We start from the raw sequence: 14,510 nt of genomic DNA on the forward strand, positions 1-14,510 counted from the left end.
AAATGGCGAAATGCGTTACCAGAGAAACCGTGGTCTGTCCCCATTTATTCCTTACTGGTGGATTTTGAACTCGCGGCTAAAGACATCGACCTCATTATTTACGACGCGCCTTCGGCGCGCCCCTTAGCTACACGTTAGGCTCTTTGGATAATCAAAATGCAAAATACTAAATCTCCTCCAGATGTAATATTTTCCATTCCTGCGGATTTGCCAATTCCTTCAGATGATGGTGCGTGTGAGCATTTGAAAAACATGCGGATACCCAACATTTCCCTATGGTCAACCGATGATCAAGAAATCAATCTATTCAGCTTGCCCGGTTGGAACGTAATTTTCTGTTATCCAATGACAGGTCGCCCAGGAGTTTCCATCCCCGAAGGCTGGGTTCAAATTCCCGGTGCTGCTGGGTGTACGCCACAAGCATGTTCGTATCGTGACAATCACGCCGAACTAAAACGTAATGGCGTTGGCGTTTACGGCATAAGCACTCAAACATCAGAAGCACAAAAAGAAGCTTCTAATCGTCTAGGGTTGCCTTATCCGCTTTTGAGCGATGCCGATCATTCTTTTTCCACAGCTTTGAAATTGCCTCTGCTTGAAGTTGACGGTTTAAGACTGATCAAAAGGCTGACGCTCATTCTGAAGGATGGCGTGGTCAAAAAGTGCTTCTACCCTGTATTTCCACCAGATAAGAATGTTGTTGAGGTGATAGCTTGGCTCTCCGAAAACCAAGCCTAACCCTGCATTCGAGAGGGACAGGCCAGAAGCGGCCTGCCCCTCAATTTGAACGTTAGCCCAATCCAGGGGATGATATGGCAGAAATTAGTCGGAACTTGTTAGCTTACAAAGCCGTGATGCCACGATGGTTTGTTGCACTCCTTGTTGCAGGATTCCTATTGGCGGGCTTTTCTCTGTACTTTTTAAGTTCAGAAAGCCCCAAGATGGTAATAGCACCAAGCGCTTCTGTCTCTTCTGAACACGATGGTCGCGACCCTGCATCAGTTGAACCATCAAAGCCTTCGCCTACAGTGTTGGAATTTAGTGCGGGAGGCATCGCAAATAAACCCGCTGTAATTTTCGGTATTGCATTTTGCTCTGTTGCGGCGGCAATCTCGGCTCTTGTTCTTCTTATATCTTTACCAGTGTTTTTATTCTCATCCAATGCTAAAAGAGTCGCGAGAGCAGGTGGTTTGGTCAAAACGACGCTTGGCTTCTTCGTTGGCAGTGCCGGAACAATCATAGCCACAATTTCGTTTGCGCCAATATGAGCGGGCTAACCTGTCATTCGAGAGGGACTGCCCAAAAGCGGGGCAGCTCCTCAACTTTACGTTCATAGGAGCACACCGTGACGCTAGTTTGGTCGTATTCAATCGACGGTCTCGACTGGGATGAACTCTCTGCCCTTTATGATGCGGCGCCGCTCGGAAACAAGAATCCGAGCGATCTGAAGACCGCATTCACCAACAGCATGTTCAAGTGTTTCGTGTGCGAAGATGGAAAGCTTGTTGGTGTTGGGAGAGCACTTGCTGATGGAGTCGACTGCTCTTACATCTGCGACGTGGCGCTGCTTCCGAGCCATCAAGGTCTTGGCCTCGGTAAGCAGATCGTTGCCAAACTTCTGGAGTTGTCCAGAGGGCACAAGAAGATCATTCTCTACTCGGTACCCGGCAAGGAGTCGTTCTACAAGAAGCTGGGGTTTAAGCGCATGAGCACCGCAATGGCCATCTTTGAAAATCAGGCTGGGGCGCTGGAGCGGGGGTATGTCAATGAAACCTAACCCTACGGTCAACACGGACCTTGCGCGAAAAGCCGTTCAAGGCCATTGAATTCAAACGTTAGCCGGTCTCAAGAGCCATCAATGCAAACGACTGCACTTATTTTGGTCGATGTACAAAAAGGGTTTGATGCCCCCCAATGGGGTGTCCGGAACAATCTGGATGCCGAGAAAAACATCAGCTTGCTTCTTGAAAAATGGCGGGAATCCGGGAAGCAGATAATCCACATACAGCACCGATCAACCGAGCCCGACTCACCTTTGCGACCCGATCGTCCTAGTTTTGAATTTAAGCCGGAAGCCATGCCGGAACCTGGCGAAGTTGTTTTCAGGAAAAATACGAATAGCGCCTTCATCGGGACTTCTTTAGAAACATACCTCCGTGAACACGGTATATCTAGCCTCGTAATTGTCGGGTTTACCACGGATCACTGTGTATCGACTACGACCCGAATGGCGGGGAATCTAGGTTACTCCGTTATTTTGGTTTCCGATGCCACGGCAACATTTGATAGGAATGACATTAACGGAGTAAATATACCGGCCCATGAAATCCAAAGAATTCATTTGGCGAGTCTCAATAGGGAATTCTGCAAAGTTCTGATCACTGCCGAAGTGCTTGAGGACCTTGAGCGGCATGTCAGTAATCGGGGCTAATTCGATACGTTAGAGGTAATCATGATCGACAATGTGTTCGCCGAGCATTTCGCAGCTGACTGGATAGATTCCTGGAATCAGCATGACCTTGCTCGTGTTCTGTCGCATTACACCGACGATTTTGAAATGTCATCTCCTGTAATCATCAAGGTGGCCGGCGAACCATCAGGAACACTAAAGGGCAAGGAGGCTGTGGGTGCCTATTGGGCTAAAGCGCTTCAATTGGTTCCGAATCTTCATTTTGAGTTGATTACCACGCTTGTCGGAGTTAACAGCATCACTCTTTACTACAATGGTGTCCGTGGCCCATCCGCAGAGGTGTTTCACTTCAACCAAGATGGCAAGGTTACGAGCGCATATGCACATTACGTCTGACCCTGCGCTCAAACTGACTGCGCAAAAGCGCGCAGCCCATTAGCCCCACTTTAGACGTTCATATGACTGTTGCGGTTGCGATCTACCTATTTCCGGATTCCGAGGTTCTAGATTTCGCGGGACCTTACGAGGTCTTCACTTGCGCCAACCGCGTATTCAAACGACTGCACCCTGAGGCTGAGGACATCTTTCGAGTGTTCACCGTTGCCCGCGACTCCGGGTTACTGCGTGCACGGGCCGGACTGGAGGTGAAACCAGATTTCACGATCGAGTCTCATCCGGTAATCAATGTGCTGATCGTGCCGGGCGGCGTGATAACCGCCGAACTGGAACGACGCGAAGTGATCGACTGGATCGCCAGCCAACATTCCAAGACCATGCTGACCGCCTCAGTGTGCACAGGGGCCTTCTTGCTCGCAAAAGCGGGACTATTGCGGGGGAAGTCTGCCACAACTCATTGGGAAGACATCCCCGATCTTCGTGCCATGTTCCCGGACCTTCCGGTCAGAGAGAATCGGCGCTGGATCGACGAGGGCGCCGTCGTTACTTCCGCAGGGATATCTGCTGGCATCGACATGTGTCTTCACCTTGTCGAGCGCCTTGCCAGCCGAGAGCTAGCCCTCGCAACGGCCCGTCAGCTGGAAGTCGAATGGCATGACAACGCCTAACGTTAGCCATCTTCATATGCACCGACTCGAAACCCAGATAGAAATCGCGGCCCCTGCCGAGCGGGTCTGGTCGCTGCTCACCGACTTCGCATCGTATTCCCGGTGGAACCCTTTCATTCGATCCATCGAGGGCCCCCTAGAAGTTGGCCGGTCGCTGACGGTGTTCATCCAGCCGCCGGGCGCGAGCGGCATGCGCTTCCGGCCGACCGTGCTCACGGTGGAGCCGAATCGTGAGCTTCGGTGGAAAGGCAGATTCCTCCTGCCCGGACTGTTCGATGGCGAACACTACTTCCGGCTTGAGCGCAGACCCGAAGGCGGACTGACCTTCCACCAGGGAGAAACGTTCTCGGGAATCCTTGTGCCGCTGTTTGCACGCGCGCTGGACGGGGCCACCAGACAAGGGTTCATCGCCATGAACGAGGCGCTCAAACGCGAGGCGGAGAAACCATGATGGCCGCCGCAGCGATCAGGCACTACAGCCAAGGTGGACTTGGCCTCAACGTCCTCCCTCTCCATCCGTCCCCCTGAATAGACAATGGGTTAGCCCCATGCCTGATATGGCTATTAACAACCACGCCAACTTCCATTGCTTCGATGCAGAAAATATATAGGCCGTTCGGCATATTGACCCTCTACAGGAATGCTGAAACACTGCGCGCCAGAATACCCGCCCATCAAGCGAGACGCCCAAAGCGCCAAGCGTCCACGCCTGCTGGAAGAATCGGCGTATGTCCGGTAGCAACCATCCCAGGGAGTCGCTATGTCCGTCACTGAAATCGATCAATTGCTGGTGCGCTTCATCAGCGCTGTGGATCTGTTCAGAAAGATCGAGCCGGACGATGTCGCCGCGCTGCTGCGCCAGTCGATGCGCATCGATTTCGAGCCAGACGAACAGGTGTTCGGAGAAGGCGACGAGGGACACTCGATGTACATCGTCACCAAGGGGATGTTCGAGGTCTATCGGCACGTCGCGGGAAATCCCGTCTACATAGCCAGCATCGAGCCCGGCGAGCACTTCGGCGAGATCGCGCTGCTGGTGAACCGGCCGCGCAGCGCCTCGGTGCGCGCGACCCTCTCCAGTTCGGTGATCCGCCTGTCGAAACACGCAATCATGTCTGAGCACCGCGCCGCCGCCCTGCTGTTCCGCAACATGGCGCAATTGATGGCTCAACGGCTGGTTTCAGTCGACAACGAGGTCATCCTGCACAAGACCGGAAAATATCCCGCTTTTCATCCGGAATCCACCCCATCGCCAACGGCGCAGGACGAATACATCGTCAGGCGCAGCTGACCACGAACGATTCCCTTGCATGACGCTTGCCTTCGCCGGCTTTTTTGACAAGAATGTCGCCAACGTTCAGCGAGTCCATTCATGTCACAGCATCACAGCATCGCAGATTTCACCCTTCCCGCCACCGGCGGTCAGACCTTTACCCTCTCCGCCGCACGCGGCAAGCATCTGGTGATCTACTTCTACCCCAAGGACAACACGCCGGGTTGCACCACTGAAGCGCAGCAGTTCCGCGACCTGTATGACCGGTTCCGGAAGGCAAACTGCGAGGTGGTGGGCGTTTCGCGCGACAGCATCAAGTCGCACGAGAACTTCAAGGCGAAGTTCACCCTGCCCTTCGAGCTGCTGTCGGATGCCGAAGAGACCGCGTGCAACCTGTTCGGGGTGATGAAGCAGAAGATGATGTACGGCAAGCAGGTGCGCGGCATCGAGCGCAGCACCTTCGTCATCGACAAGGACGGCGCGCTGCGCCGCGAATGGCGCGGGCTCAAGGCCGACGGGCACGCGCAGGAAGTGCTGGATTTCGTCAACTCCCTCAACCAATAAAGGAACGTCATGCCCACACGCAAGAAAGCGGCGAATAAGACCGACACCAAGTTGTTCGTGCTGGACACCAATGTGTTGCTGCATGACCCGACCAGCCTGTTCCGCTTCGAGGAACACGATATCTGCCTGCCGATGTTCGTGCTGGAGGAACTGGACGACAAGAAGAAGGGCATGACCGAAGTGGCCCGCAACGCGCGCCAGGCCAGCCGATTCCTCGACGAGATCGTCAGCGACGCACCGCACAACATGGCGGAGGGCATCGAGCTCACCTCGGACAGCCGCAAGAACTGCACCGGCCGCCTGTTCCTGCAGACCGAGTCCATCAGCCGCGAGCTGCCGGCGACCATGGCGCACGGCAAGGCGGACAACGCCATCCTCGCGGTGGTGATGCATCTGCATCACCAGCAGCCGGAGCGCGCGGTGATCCTGGTCTCCAAGGACATCAACATGCGCATCAAGGCGCGCGCGCTGGGGCTGGAGGCACAGGACTATTTCAACGACAAGGTGCTGGAAGACACCGACCTGCTCTACTCCGGCGTCCTGCAATTGCCCGGCGATTTCTGGGAGCGCCACGGCAAGGACATGAAGTCGTGGCAGAAGGAAGGCCACACCTTCTACCAGGTCAGCGGCCCGTTATGCGGCGCGATGTTCGTCAACCAGTTCGTCTATCTGGAGAACGACGCCTCGCCGTTCTATGCCGTGGTGTGCGAGCAAAGCGGCGATTCCGCCCTGCTGCGCACGCTGACCGACTATACCCACAGCAAGAACAACGTGTGGGGCATCACCGCGCGCAACCGCGAGCAGAACTTCGTGCTCAACCTGCTGATGAATCCGGAGATCGATTTCGTCACGCTGCTGGGCCAGGCGGGCACCGGCAAGACGCTGCTGACACTGGCGGCGGGCCTGTTGCAGACGCTGGAGACCAAGCTGTATTCCGAGATCATCATCACCCGTGTGACGGTGCCGGTGGGCGAAGACATCGGCTTCCTGCCCGGCACCGAGGAAGAGAAGATGACCCCTTGGATGGGGGCGCTCGAAGATAACATGGACGTGCTGAACAAGACCAACGAGGAAGGCGGAGACTGGGGACGCGAAGCGACGCGCGACCTGATCCGCTCGCGCGTGAAGGTGAAATCGCTCAACTTCATGCGCGGCCGCACCTTCCTCAACAAATACCTGATCATCGACGAGGCGCAGAACCTGACGCCCAAGCAGATGAAGACGCTGGTCACGCGCGCCGGCCCCGGCACCAAGGTGGTGTGCATGGGCAATATCGCGCAGATCGACACGCCCTACCTCACCGAAGGCAGCTCCGGCCTGACCTACGTGGTGGACCGCTTCAAGGGCTGGGAGCACGGCGGCCATGTCACGTTGATGCGCGGCGAGCGGTCGCGTCTGGCCGATCACGCAGCAGAAGTGCTGTAACCGCCATGAAGTTGCTAGGTACCGACACCAGCCCTTACGTGCGCAAAGTGCGCCTGGTGCTGCTGGAAAAGAACATCGCCCACACCTACCTCGTCGATCCCCCGCGCGAACCCGGCAGTATGGTGGCGCGGGTCAATCCGCTGGGACGGATCCCGGCGCTGATCCTGGACGACGAGACCTGCGTGTTCGATTCGCCGGTGATCGCGGAATACCTCGACACCCTGAACGACACGCCCGTCCTGATTCCGCGCAATGATGCGCTGGCGCGGATGCGGGTGCGACGCTGGGAGGCTCTGGCGGACGGCATCATGGACTCGGCGGTGGCGGTGCGCAATGAGTGCGTCCGGTCGGAAGAAAAACAGGAGCCGACCAATATCTCGCTCCACAACAATGCCGTCACCCGCGCGCTGGCACACGCCGCCGAACTGCTGGGCGAGCGCGAATGGTGCGAAGGATCGGCCCTCTCGCTGGCCGACCTGGCGCTGGCCAGCGCCCTGGTCTACCTGAACCTGCGCCAGCCCGAACGCGACTGGCGCGGCGCCCATCCCAACCTGGCCGCCTGGTTCGAACGGATGGCCGCGCGCCCCAGCGTGCGTGCCACCCTGAGTGCACAACCATGAACAAGATCGAAAAGACCGATGCCGAGTGGCGCGAGGAACTGACGCCGGAACAGTATGCGGTGTGCCGCTGCTCGGATACCGAGGCTGCATTCAGCGGAGAGTACTGGGACTGCAAAGACCCCGGCATCTACCGCTGCGTGTGCTGCGGCGCCCCGCTGTTCGATTCCGAGGACAAGTTCGATTCGGGCACCGGCTGGCCGAGCTTCACCAAGCCGCACAAACCGGAGAGCGTCACCGCACGCGCCGACACCAGCCACGGCATGCAGCGCGTGGAAGTGGTCTGCAAGCAATGCGGCGCGCACCTCGGTCATATATTCCCGGACGGCCCGCCGCCCACCGGGCTGCGCTTCTGCATCAACTCCACCTCGCTGGCGCTGGACCGTTCCTGATTTCCACCAACCTTATCGGCTTCCCATGAAACTGCTGTTCGACCTGTTCCCCGTCATCCTGTTCTTCATCGCCTTCAAGTTCGCGGGCATCTATGTCGCCACGGGTGTGGCTATCGCCGCGACCGTCGTACAGATCGCGTGGACCAAGTGGCGGCACGGCAAGGTCGATACGATGCTGTGGGTGAGCTTCGCCATCATTGCCGTGTTCGGCGGCGCGACGCTGCTGCTGCACGACGAGACCTTCATCAAGTGGAAGCCGACCGTCCTGTACTGGCTGTTCTCCGCCATCCTGCTGTTCTCCAGCGTGCTGTTCAACAAGAACCTGATGCGCGCGCTGTTGCACGAGAAGATCGCATTGCCGGTGCATGTGTGGCACCGACTCAACCTGATGTGGAGCCTGTTCTTCGCCGTGCTGGGCTTCATCAATCTGTATGTGGCTTTCAACTACTCCACCGATGCCTGGGTGAACTTCAAGCTGTTCGGCTTCACCGGAATGATGGTGGTGTTCATCCTGGCGCAGAGCGCCTGGCTGGCGAAGTATGTGGACGAGAAGAAGGAGAACAATTAAATGTTTTACGCGATCATCGGACAGGACAACCCGGGCACCCTGGACAAGCGCATGGCAGCTCGCCCGGCGCATCTGTCGCGCCTGCAGGCGTTGCAGGAGGACGGCCGTTTGCTGCTGGCGGGCCCCTTCCCCGCCGTGGATGCCGTCGACCCGGGCGCCGCGGGATACGCGGGCAGCCTGATCGTCGCCGAATTCGCCTCGCTCGATGCCGCGCACGAATGGGCGGATGCCGACCCGTATGTCGCCACCGGCGTGTTCAAGCAGATCACCGTACAGCCATTCAGGAAAGTGCTGCCCACATGAACCGCATCGAGGCGATTCACGCCGGCCTCGCGTCGCTCGATCCCGTCTCGCTGGACATCATCGACGACAGCCACAAGCACGCCGGACATGCCGGGGCGAGCGGAGGCGGCGGGCACTTTGCGCTGCGTATCGTCTCGGCGCAATTTATCGGCAGGAACACGGTGGCGCGCCACCGTATGGTATATTCAGCGCTGGGAGATTTGATGAGGCGCGACATCCACGCCCTCAACATACAGGCGAAAACGCCGGATGAAATTTGACCATCGTTTATTAATTTCTTGAAGAGGATTCAGCATGATGAAATCTGGAAAATTTGCGGCACTGGCGATTCTGGGCTTACTGGCGATCAATCCGGCCTTCGCCGAAGAGAAATCCGCCGCGCTGGTGAATGGCATTTCCATCCCGCAGGCCCGCATCGACATGCGCGTCAAGGCCGCAACCATGCAGGGCCAACCGGACAGCCCCGAGTTGCGCAAGGCGATCCGCGAGGACATGATCAACCTCGAAGTGATGGCTCAGGAAGCCGGCAAGCTCGGCCTGGACAAGAATCCGGAAGTGGTGCAGCAGATCGAGTTGGCCAAGCAATCGGTGCTGGTCAGCGCATTCGTGCAGGACTACGCCAAGAACCACCCGATCAGCGAAGACCAGCTCAAGCAAGAGTATGAGAAGCTGAAGACCAAGCTCGGCGACAAAGAATTCAACGCGCGCCATATCCTGGTCGGAACCGAAGCCGAGGCCAAGGACATCATCGCGCAACTGGGCAAGAAGGCCAAGTTCGAGAAGCTCGCCGCGAAATCCATGGATGCCGGCTCTGCCGAACGCGGCGGCTCGCTGGGCTGGGCTGTTCCCGGCAACTTCGTGCCTCCCTTCGCCAATGCATTGCTCAGCCTGAAGAAGGGCGAGTACACCAAGGAGCCGGTGCAGTCCCAGTTCGGCTGGCACGTCATCAAGCTGGACGACGTGCGCGACCTGAAAGTGCCGCCGTTCGAAGAACTCAAGCCGCAACTGCAACAGCGCCTGCAACAGCAATCGATCAAGAAGGCGATCGACGACCTGCGTGCCAAGGCCAAGATCGAGTAAGTCTGGCCTCCATGCAGACCCAAAAAGGCATCCCTGTGCGGATGCCTTTTTTTTGCCTGTTTGATTTAAATCATCAATTTCCCGCCTCCCTTTGGCTACCATGGGGCTTCGCTGTACTATCGCTGACATGCAAAACCTGACACTACATTCGATAATCGCCCCCTCGGTGTTCACCGTTTCACCGGACGCGCCACTCGCCGACGTGCTCGCGAGCATGGAATCGATGCGCGTCAGCTGCATCGTGGCCGTGGATGAGGCCCGCATCCCGCTAGGCATCTTCACCGAACAGGACGCCATCCGCCTGATGGCGGAACGCAAGCCTGTCGAATCATCGTGCATGGCGGATGTCATGAGTTCGTCGCCGCTGACCGCCCCGCTCGATACGGATTTCCGCGAGGGCTACCGCCTCATTTCCGAAAAGGGTTTCCGCCACCTGGTCGTGGTGGATGATGAGGGACGGCTGGCCGGCGTGGTCAGCGAGGCCGATTTCATGCACCACATGGGCATGGAGTACCTGGTGGAGCTCAAGACCGTCGGATCGACCATGACGCGCAGTGTCTCCACCCTGGCCGAGAGCGCCACGCTGGCGGATGCGGTGGAGCTGATGGCACGGAACAAGATCAGTTGCGTGGTCGTCGCCAACGACGGCAAGCCCGTCGGCATCCTCACCGAGCGCGATACCGTTGCTCTTGCTCGTACCGTCAGCGACCCGGCACAGGTGCACATCACCCGCGTGATGCAGTCCCCTGTGCAAACCATCGAAGCCGGCCTGCCAGTGCAACAGGCAATGAAGCAGATGAAGCATGCCTCTATCCGCCGGCTCGTGGTGGTAGAAGGCGAGATACTCGCCGGTATCATCACCCGCCACGATATCGTCAAGACCATGCAGGGACGCTATATCGAATTCCTGCATGAGACTCTGGAGCGGCAACACAAGGAACTGGTAAAGGTAAAGGCCCAGATCGAACAGTCCCGCCAGCAGCTGGTCTACCACAGCCTGATGGAGCAGATCAGCGACGCCATCTACCTGCTGGATGCCGAAACCGGCAAGATACTGAACGCCAACGACCAGGCCTGCCGCAACCTCGGTTATACCCGCAACGAGTTGCTGAAACTCAGCGTGTTCGACATCTCCACAGCGGCACACTCCCCGGATGCCTGGCGGGACATCGTCGAAGCATTGCGCCGCAAGCCGCAGATCATCGAATCGCAGCACCGCCGCTACGATGGCAGCCTGTTTCCGGTAGAGATCAACGGGCGCCTGATCGAGGAAGGCGACCGGCCTTACCTCGTTGCCGTCGCGCGCGACCTTACCGACATCCGTCAGGCCGAGAAGGCGATCCAGGAAACCCATGACAGCCTGAATGCGCTCGTCGAAGCCATCCCCGATGCGATCTTCTTCAAGGATGGCGAAGGCCGCTGGCTGATCACCAACGAGCCGGCCAAGCAGCTGTTCCGGTTGCATGAGATCGACTGGCAAGGCAAGACCGAGATGGAGCTTGCCGAACTGCATCCCGCTTTCCGCCCCGCCCACGAGGCCTGCCTGGTCGACGATGAAACTGCCTGGCAGGCCGGAAAGTTGACACTGTTTTCCGAAACGGTCCATGAGGAAAACGGCAAGACGCGCCATTTCGAGGTACGCAAGGTGCCCGTGTTCGATGCCGAGAACCGGCGCAAGGGACTGGTCATCATCGGCCGTGATATCACCGAGCGCATGGAGGCGGAGGAGCAGTTGCTCGAAGCCGCCGCCGTGATGCAAAGCACCCATGAAGGCGTGGTAATCACCGACACCACCCCGGCCATCCTCGCCGTCAATTCAGCCTATTCTGCCATCACCGGCTACGGCCCGGACGAGGTCATCGGCAGGAACCCCAACATCATCGGTTCCGGGCGCGCGGACAAATTGTTCCATGAGGCGATGTGGAAGAGCCTGCTGAAGGACGGTTACTGGCAGGGCGAGGTATGGAACCGGCGCAAGAGCGGCGAAATCTACCCGCAGCTGCTGACCATCAGCACCGTCTATGACGAAAAGAGCGAGCCGATACGCTACGTCGGTGTATTCGCCGACATCACCCAGCTCAAGGAAAATCAGGCGCAACTGGAATTCATGGCGCACCACGATCCGCTGACCCAGCTGCCCAACCGCGCGCTGGTCGAATCCAGGCTGGAGCAGGAAGTCGAACAGGCGCATCGCCATGGCCATCAGGCCGGCGTGCTGTTCATCGACCTGGACCGCTTCAAGCAGGTCAACGACAGCTTCGGCCATCTGATCGGCGATGAGTTGCTGTGCGCGGTAGCACAACGCCTCGGGGCCCGCTTGCGCCAAGGGGACACCCTGGGGCGTCTGGGAGGCGACGAATTCATCCTGCTGATCTCGCCCCTGCGCGACCCGCAGGATGCCGCGGTGGTAGCGCGCGATTTCATCGCCGCATTGAACGAGCCGTTCAACCTCTCCGATGGCAGCGAGGTGTTCATCGGCGGCAGCATCGGCATCAGCCTGTTCCCGCAGGACGGCGAAACCGTCTCGGAGCTGATGAAGAACGCCGACGCCGCGATGTATCTCGCCAAGGAAAGCGGCCGCAACCAGTTCTCCTTCTACACCAAGGCACTGAACGCCGATGCGCGCGCCAAGCTGGCGATGGAAAACGAGTTGCGCCGCACCCTGTTGAAGCACGAATTGACCCTGCATTATCAGCCCAAGGTCGACTTGCGCAGCGGACATATCTGCGGCGCAGAAGCCCTGGCGCGCTGGCGGCTGGCGAACGGCAGCATGGTGTCGCCCGCGGAATTCATCCCGCTTGCGGAAAAATCCAGCCTGATCCTGAACCTCGGAGCCTGGGTGATCGATGAGGCCTGTATGCAGGTACGTACCTGGCTGGATGCGGGGCTGAAAGACATCTGCGTCGCCCTCAACATTTCTGCCCGCCAGTTCCGCAGCAGCGACCTCGACAAACAGCTGGAACAGGCGCTCGAAAAACACGGCATCGAAGCACACCATCTGGAACTGGAGTTGACCGAAAGCATGCTGATGCATGAACCGGAACAGGCCGTGGCGACCATGCACAAACTCAAGCAGATCGGTGTCAAGATCTCGCTCGACGACTTCGGCACAGGCTATTCCAGCCTCGCCTACCTGAGCCGCTTCCCGATCGACACGCTGAAGATCGACCAGTCCTTCGTGCGCGGCGTCGTCACCGACCCGGACTCTGCCGAAATTTCCTCGGCCATCATCGGCCTCGCGCACCGCATGAAACTGCGCGTCGTCGCCGAAGGCGTGGAGACCGAAGACCAGCTCGCCTACATGCGCACCAACGGCTGCGACGAACTGCAAGGCTTCTACTTCAGCAAACCGCTCCCTGCGGATGACTTTGCCGAACTGTTGCGCAGCGGGAAGTCGCTGGCGCAATAAACCTGCACCAACCGATACCGCGGCAGCATCCTGCCCCCAAAGGCCACGTCTGCCACATAGGCCGAAATATATATGCATTTCGGCCTATTGTTCGAATCTAATCAGGCACCTAGAATGCTCCGCCATAGCCTTTCGCAGGCTGAATCCAGCAGTCAGTTAGAACAAAAATAAAGCGAAAGCGATATTGCCGCATTCAAAATAGGGAGCTTCCCATGGTTGCATGCCTTGCCGCTTTTCCTGCGCACCGTTCCGGCAGCCATGTCATGTCCTTTCCAGCCCCCCATTTTTAATCATCACGACAAATCAACTCAGGAGGGAATATGGCCGACTTCGCATCCGCATTTGCCGCCACCATGGAAACCGAGGGCGGATACGTGAACGATCCGCAGGATCCCGGCGGGGAGACCTACAAAGGCGTTGCCCGCAAGCTGAACTCGAAATGGGATGGCTGGATCATCATCGACATGATGAAGAAAGAAAAGAACTTCCCCGCCAACCTGGACAGCAATGCCCAACTGCAGGAGAAGATCAGGACCTTCTATGAGATCAACTACTGGGACAAGGTTCGCGGTGACGAGATCGCGAACCAGCATATCGCCGAATCCATCTTCGATTTTGCCGTCAACGCCGGTCCCATCACCAGCGCGAAGCTGGCGCAGATCACCGTGGGCGTGGAACCTGATGGAGTCATCGGCCCCGTCACGCTGCAGAAGATCAATGCCGATGACCCGCGCGCCTTCCTCGCACTCTTCGCACTGAACAAGATCGCCCGCTACGTGAACATCTGCGACAAGCGGCAGGACAGCAAGAAATTCTTCTTCGGTTGGGTCAAACGGACATTGGAGGCGGTGTAATCATGGCAAACTTCCTGACTAATCTTTTCAGTTCCGGCGCAAGCTCCCTCGTTACCGCCGTCGGCGACGCCATCGACAAGGTCATCACCTCCGACGAGGAAAGGAAGGAGCTCGACAACGAACTCGCCAGGGCGACCATGCAACACGAGGCACAAATGGCCTCGCTCGGGCTGCAGGAGAAACAGGCTTATCTGGCCGACCTGGACAGCGCGCGGGTAAACCAGAGCCGGGTACAGGAGTCCGAACATTCAAGCTGGCTGGCGAAGAACGTCCATTCTTTCCTGGCCATCAGCATCATCGGCCTTACCTTCTTCATGTACTGGTACATCGCGTTCAGCGACGAAAGCGCCAACAAGATCATGGCGCCGAACTCGCCGATGAAAGACATCGTCATCTATATCCTGGGCGCGCTCACCACCGTCGCCACCCAGGTGGTGTCCTATTTCTTCGGTTCCAGCTCGGGCAGCGCTGACAAGAGCAAGGCGCTCAACGCCCTGGTGAAAAAAAGCGAGACCTGAGCGGAAGCCGGCGCGGCCTGAAGCCTTGCGTTC

At 58.0% G+C, this 14,510-nt stretch carries 19 protein-coding genes; 18 read left to right on the forward strand and 1 reads right to left on the reverse strand.

The features are described from left to right. Window positions 1-156: 156 nt before the first annotated feature. Window positions 157-738: a peroxiredoxin gene (locus FGKAn22_RS08050; protein ID WP_212785138.1), complete on the forward strand. Its 582-nt coding sequence runs from the start codon at window positions 157-159 to the stop codon at window positions 736-738. Between the two features lie 103 nt (window positions 739-841). Here the strand turns inward: FGKAn22_RS08050 and FGKAn22_RS08055 are convergent, their stop codons facing one another. Further along, a complete protein-coding gene (locus FGKAn22_RS08055) occupies window positions 842-1,240 on the reverse strand; it encodes a hypothetical protein (protein WP_212785139.1) in 399 nt (132 codons plus the stop codon). A 105-nt stretch (window positions 1,241-1,345) separates the two neighbouring features. Between FGKAn22_RS08055 and FGKAn22_RS08060 the strand changes: the two genes are divergently transcribed. The 17 genes from FGKAn22_RS08060 to FGKAn22_RS08140 all read left to right on the forward strand — a co-directional run bounded on the left by FGKAn22_RS08060 (window position 1,346) and on the right by FGKAn22_RS08140 (window position 14,477). Next, entirely contained in the window at window positions 1,346-1,777 is a 432-nt protein-coding gene (locus tag FGKAn22_RS08060; protein WP_212785140.1) for a GNAT family N-acetyltransferase, read from the forward strand. Between the two features lie 81 nt (window positions 1,778-1,858). Continuing rightward, window positions 1,859-2,431, forward strand: coding sequence for a cysteine hydrolase family protein (locus FGKAn22_RS08065; RefSeq protein ID WP_212785141.1), 573 nt, complete (start codon window positions 1,859-1,861; stop codon window positions 2,429-2,431). 21 nt (window positions 2,432-2,452) lie between these two features. Further along, window positions 2,453-2,806, forward strand: coding sequence for a nuclear transport factor 2 family protein (locus tag FGKAn22_RS08070; RefSeq protein WP_212785142.1), 354 nt, complete (start codon window positions 2,453-2,455; stop codon window positions 2,804-2,806). 62 nt (window positions 2,807-2,868) lie between these two features. Further along, window positions 2,869-3,474 (forward strand): DJ-1/PfpI family protein, encoded by a 606-nt coding sequence (locus FGKAn22_RS08075; RefSeq protein ID WP_212785143.1) that lies wholly within the window; start codon window positions 2,869-2,871, stop codon window positions 3,472-3,474. 16 nt (window positions 3,475-3,490) lie between these two features. Next, on the forward strand, window positions 3,491-3,925 hold the full coding sequence (locus tag FGKAn22_RS08080) for an SRPBCC domain-containing protein (protein ID WP_212785144.1): 435 nt from the start codon (window positions 3,491-3,493) through the stop codon (window positions 3,923-3,925). A gap of 309 nt (window positions 3,926-4,234) precedes the next feature. Then, a complete protein-coding gene (locus FGKAn22_RS08085) occupies window positions 4,235-4,765 on the forward strand; it encodes a cyclic nucleotide-binding domain-containing protein (RefSeq protein ID WP_212785145.1) in 531 nt (176 codons plus the stop codon). Between the two features lie 81 nt (window positions 4,766-4,846). Further along, complete coding sequence (locus FGKAn22_RS08090; protein ID WP_212785146.1) at window positions 4,847-5,311, forward strand: peroxiredoxin; 465 nt, start codon at window positions 4,847-4,849, stop codon at window positions 5,309-5,311. Between the two features lie 9 nt (window positions 5,312-5,320). Beyond that, on the forward strand, window positions 5,321-6,736 hold the full coding sequence (locus FGKAn22_RS08095) for a PhoH family protein (RefSeq protein ID WP_212785147.1): 1,416 nt from the start codon (window positions 5,321-5,323) through the stop codon (window positions 6,734-6,736). A gap of 5 nt (window positions 6,737-6,741) precedes the next feature. Continuing rightward, window positions 6,742-7,356: a glutathione S-transferase N-terminal domain-containing protein gene (locus FGKAn22_RS08100; protein WP_212785148.1), complete on the forward strand. Its 615-nt coding sequence runs from the start codon at window positions 6,742-6,744 to the stop codon at window positions 7,354-7,356. After that, window positions 7,353-7,745: a peptide-methionine (R)-S-oxide reductase MsrB gene (gene msrB, locus FGKAn22_RS08105; protein ID WP_212785149.1), complete on the forward strand. Its 393-nt coding sequence runs from the start codon at window positions 7,353-7,355 to the stop codon at window positions 7,743-7,745. Before FGKAn22_RS08100 ends, msrB begins: the two co-directional genes overlap by 4 nt. A gap of 25 nt (window positions 7,746-7,770) precedes the next feature. Further along, complete coding sequence (locus FGKAn22_RS08110) at window positions 7,771-8,313, forward strand: septation protein A (protein ID WP_212785150.1); 543 nt, start codon at window positions 7,771-7,773, stop codon at window positions 8,311-8,313. Further along, entirely contained in the window at window positions 8,314-8,616 is a 303-nt protein-coding gene (locus FGKAn22_RS08115) for a YciI family protein (protein WP_212785151.1), read from the forward strand. After that, window positions 8,613-8,876 (forward strand): BolA family protein, encoded by a 264-nt coding sequence (locus FGKAn22_RS08120; RefSeq protein ID WP_212785152.1) that lies wholly within the window; start codon window positions 8,613-8,615, stop codon window positions 8,874-8,876. Before FGKAn22_RS08115 ends, FGKAn22_RS08120 begins: the two co-directional genes overlap by 4 nt. A gap of 34 nt (window positions 8,877-8,910) precedes the next feature. Further along, a complete protein-coding gene (locus tag FGKAn22_RS08125; protein WP_212785153.1) occupies window positions 8,911-9,696 on the forward strand; it encodes a peptidylprolyl isomerase in 786 nt (261 codons plus the stop codon). Window positions 9,697-9,823: 127 nt separating this feature from the next. Next, window positions 9,824-13,105, forward strand: coding sequence for an EAL domain-containing protein (locus FGKAn22_RS08130; protein ID WP_212785154.1), 3,282 nt, complete (start codon window positions 9,824-9,826; stop codon window positions 13,103-13,105). A gap of 320 nt (window positions 13,106-13,425) precedes the next feature. Continuing rightward, window positions 13,426-13,959: a glycoside hydrolase family 108 protein gene (locus FGKAn22_RS08135; RefSeq protein WP_212785155.1), complete on the forward strand. Its 534-nt coding sequence runs from the start codon at window positions 13,426-13,428 to the stop codon at window positions 13,957-13,959. Window positions 13,960-13,961: 2 nt separating this feature from the next. Then, entirely contained in the window at window positions 13,962-14,477 is a 516-nt protein-coding gene (locus FGKAn22_RS08140; RefSeq protein ID WP_212785156.1) for a hypothetical protein, read from the forward strand. Window positions 14,478-14,510: the final 33 nt, after the last annotated feature.

The organism is Ferrigenium kumadai (genome assembly GCF_018324385.1).
Taxonomy (GTDB): domain Bacteria; phylum Pseudomonadota; class Gammaproteobacteria; order Burkholderiales; family Gallionellaceae; genus Gallionella; species Gallionella kumadai.

Bases quoted from the DNA above. Each gene is read 5' to 3' on its own strand.
- FGKAn22_RS08050 (WP_212785138.1), top strand. From the start codon at position 157: ATGCAAAATACTAAATCTCCTCCAGATGTAATATTTTCCATTCCTGCG.
- FGKAn22_RS08055 (WP_212785139.1), bottom strand. From the start codon at position 1,240: ATGATTGTTCCGGCACTGCCAACGAAGAAGCCAAGCGTCGTTTTGACC.
- FGKAn22_RS08065 (WP_212785141.1), top strand. From the start codon at position 1,859: ATGCAAACGACTGCACTTATTTTGGTCGATGTACAAAAAGGGTTTGAT.
- FGKAn22_RS08070 (WP_212785142.1), top strand. From the start codon at position 2,453: ATGATCGACAATGTGTTCGCCGAGCATTTCGCAGCTGACTGGATAGAT.
- FGKAn22_RS08075 (WP_212785143.1), top strand. From the start codon at position 2,869: ATGACTGTTGCGGTTGCGATCTACCTATTTCCGGATTCCGAGGTTCTA.
- FGKAn22_RS08080 (WP_212785144.1), top strand. From the start codon at position 3,491: ATGCACCGACTCGAAACCCAGATAGAAATCGCGGCCCCTGCCGAGCGG.
- FGKAn22_RS08085 (WP_212785145.1), top strand. From the start codon at position 4,235: ATGTCCGTCACTGAAATCGATCAATTGCTGGTGCGCTTCATCAGCGCT.
- FGKAn22_RS08090 (WP_212785146.1), top strand. From the start codon at position 4,847: ATGTCACAGCATCACAGCATCGCAGATTTCACCCTTCCCGCCACCGGC.
- FGKAn22_RS08095 (WP_212785147.1), top strand. From the start codon at position 5,321: ATGCCCACACGCAAGAAAGCGGCGAATAAGACCGACACCAAGTTGTTC.
- FGKAn22_RS08100 (WP_212785148.1), top strand. From the start codon at position 6,742: ATGAAGTTGCTAGGTACCGACACCAGCCCTTACGTGCGCAAAGTGCGC.
- msrB (WP_212785149.1), top strand. From the start codon at position 7,353: ATGAACAAGATCGAAAAGACCGATGCCGAGTGGCGCGAGGAACTGACG.
- FGKAn22_RS08110 (WP_212785150.1), top strand. From the start codon at position 7,771: ATGAAACTGCTGTTCGACCTGTTCCCCGTCATCCTGTTCTTCATCGCC.
- FGKAn22_RS08115 (WP_212785151.1), top strand. From the start codon at position 8,314: ATGTTTTACGCGATCATCGGACAGGACAACCCGGGCACCCTGGACAAG.
- FGKAn22_RS08120 (WP_212785152.1), top strand. From the start codon at position 8,613: ATGAACCGCATCGAGGCGATTCACGCCGGCCTCGCGTCGCTCGATCCC.
- FGKAn22_RS08125 (WP_212785153.1), top strand. From the start codon at position 8,911: ATGATGAAATCTGGAAAATTTGCGGCACTGGCGATTCTGGGCTTACTG.
- FGKAn22_RS08130 (WP_212785154.1), top strand. From the start codon at position 9,824: ATGCAAAACCTGACACTACATTCGATAATCGCCCCCTCGGTGTTCACC.
- FGKAn22_RS08135 (WP_212785155.1), top strand. From the start codon at position 13,426: ATGGCCGACTTCGCATCCGCATTTGCCGCCACCATGGAAACCGAGGGC.
- FGKAn22_RS08140 (WP_212785156.1), top strand. From the start codon at position 13,962: ATGGCAAACTTCCTGACTAATCTTTTCAGTTCCGGCGCAAGCTCCCTC.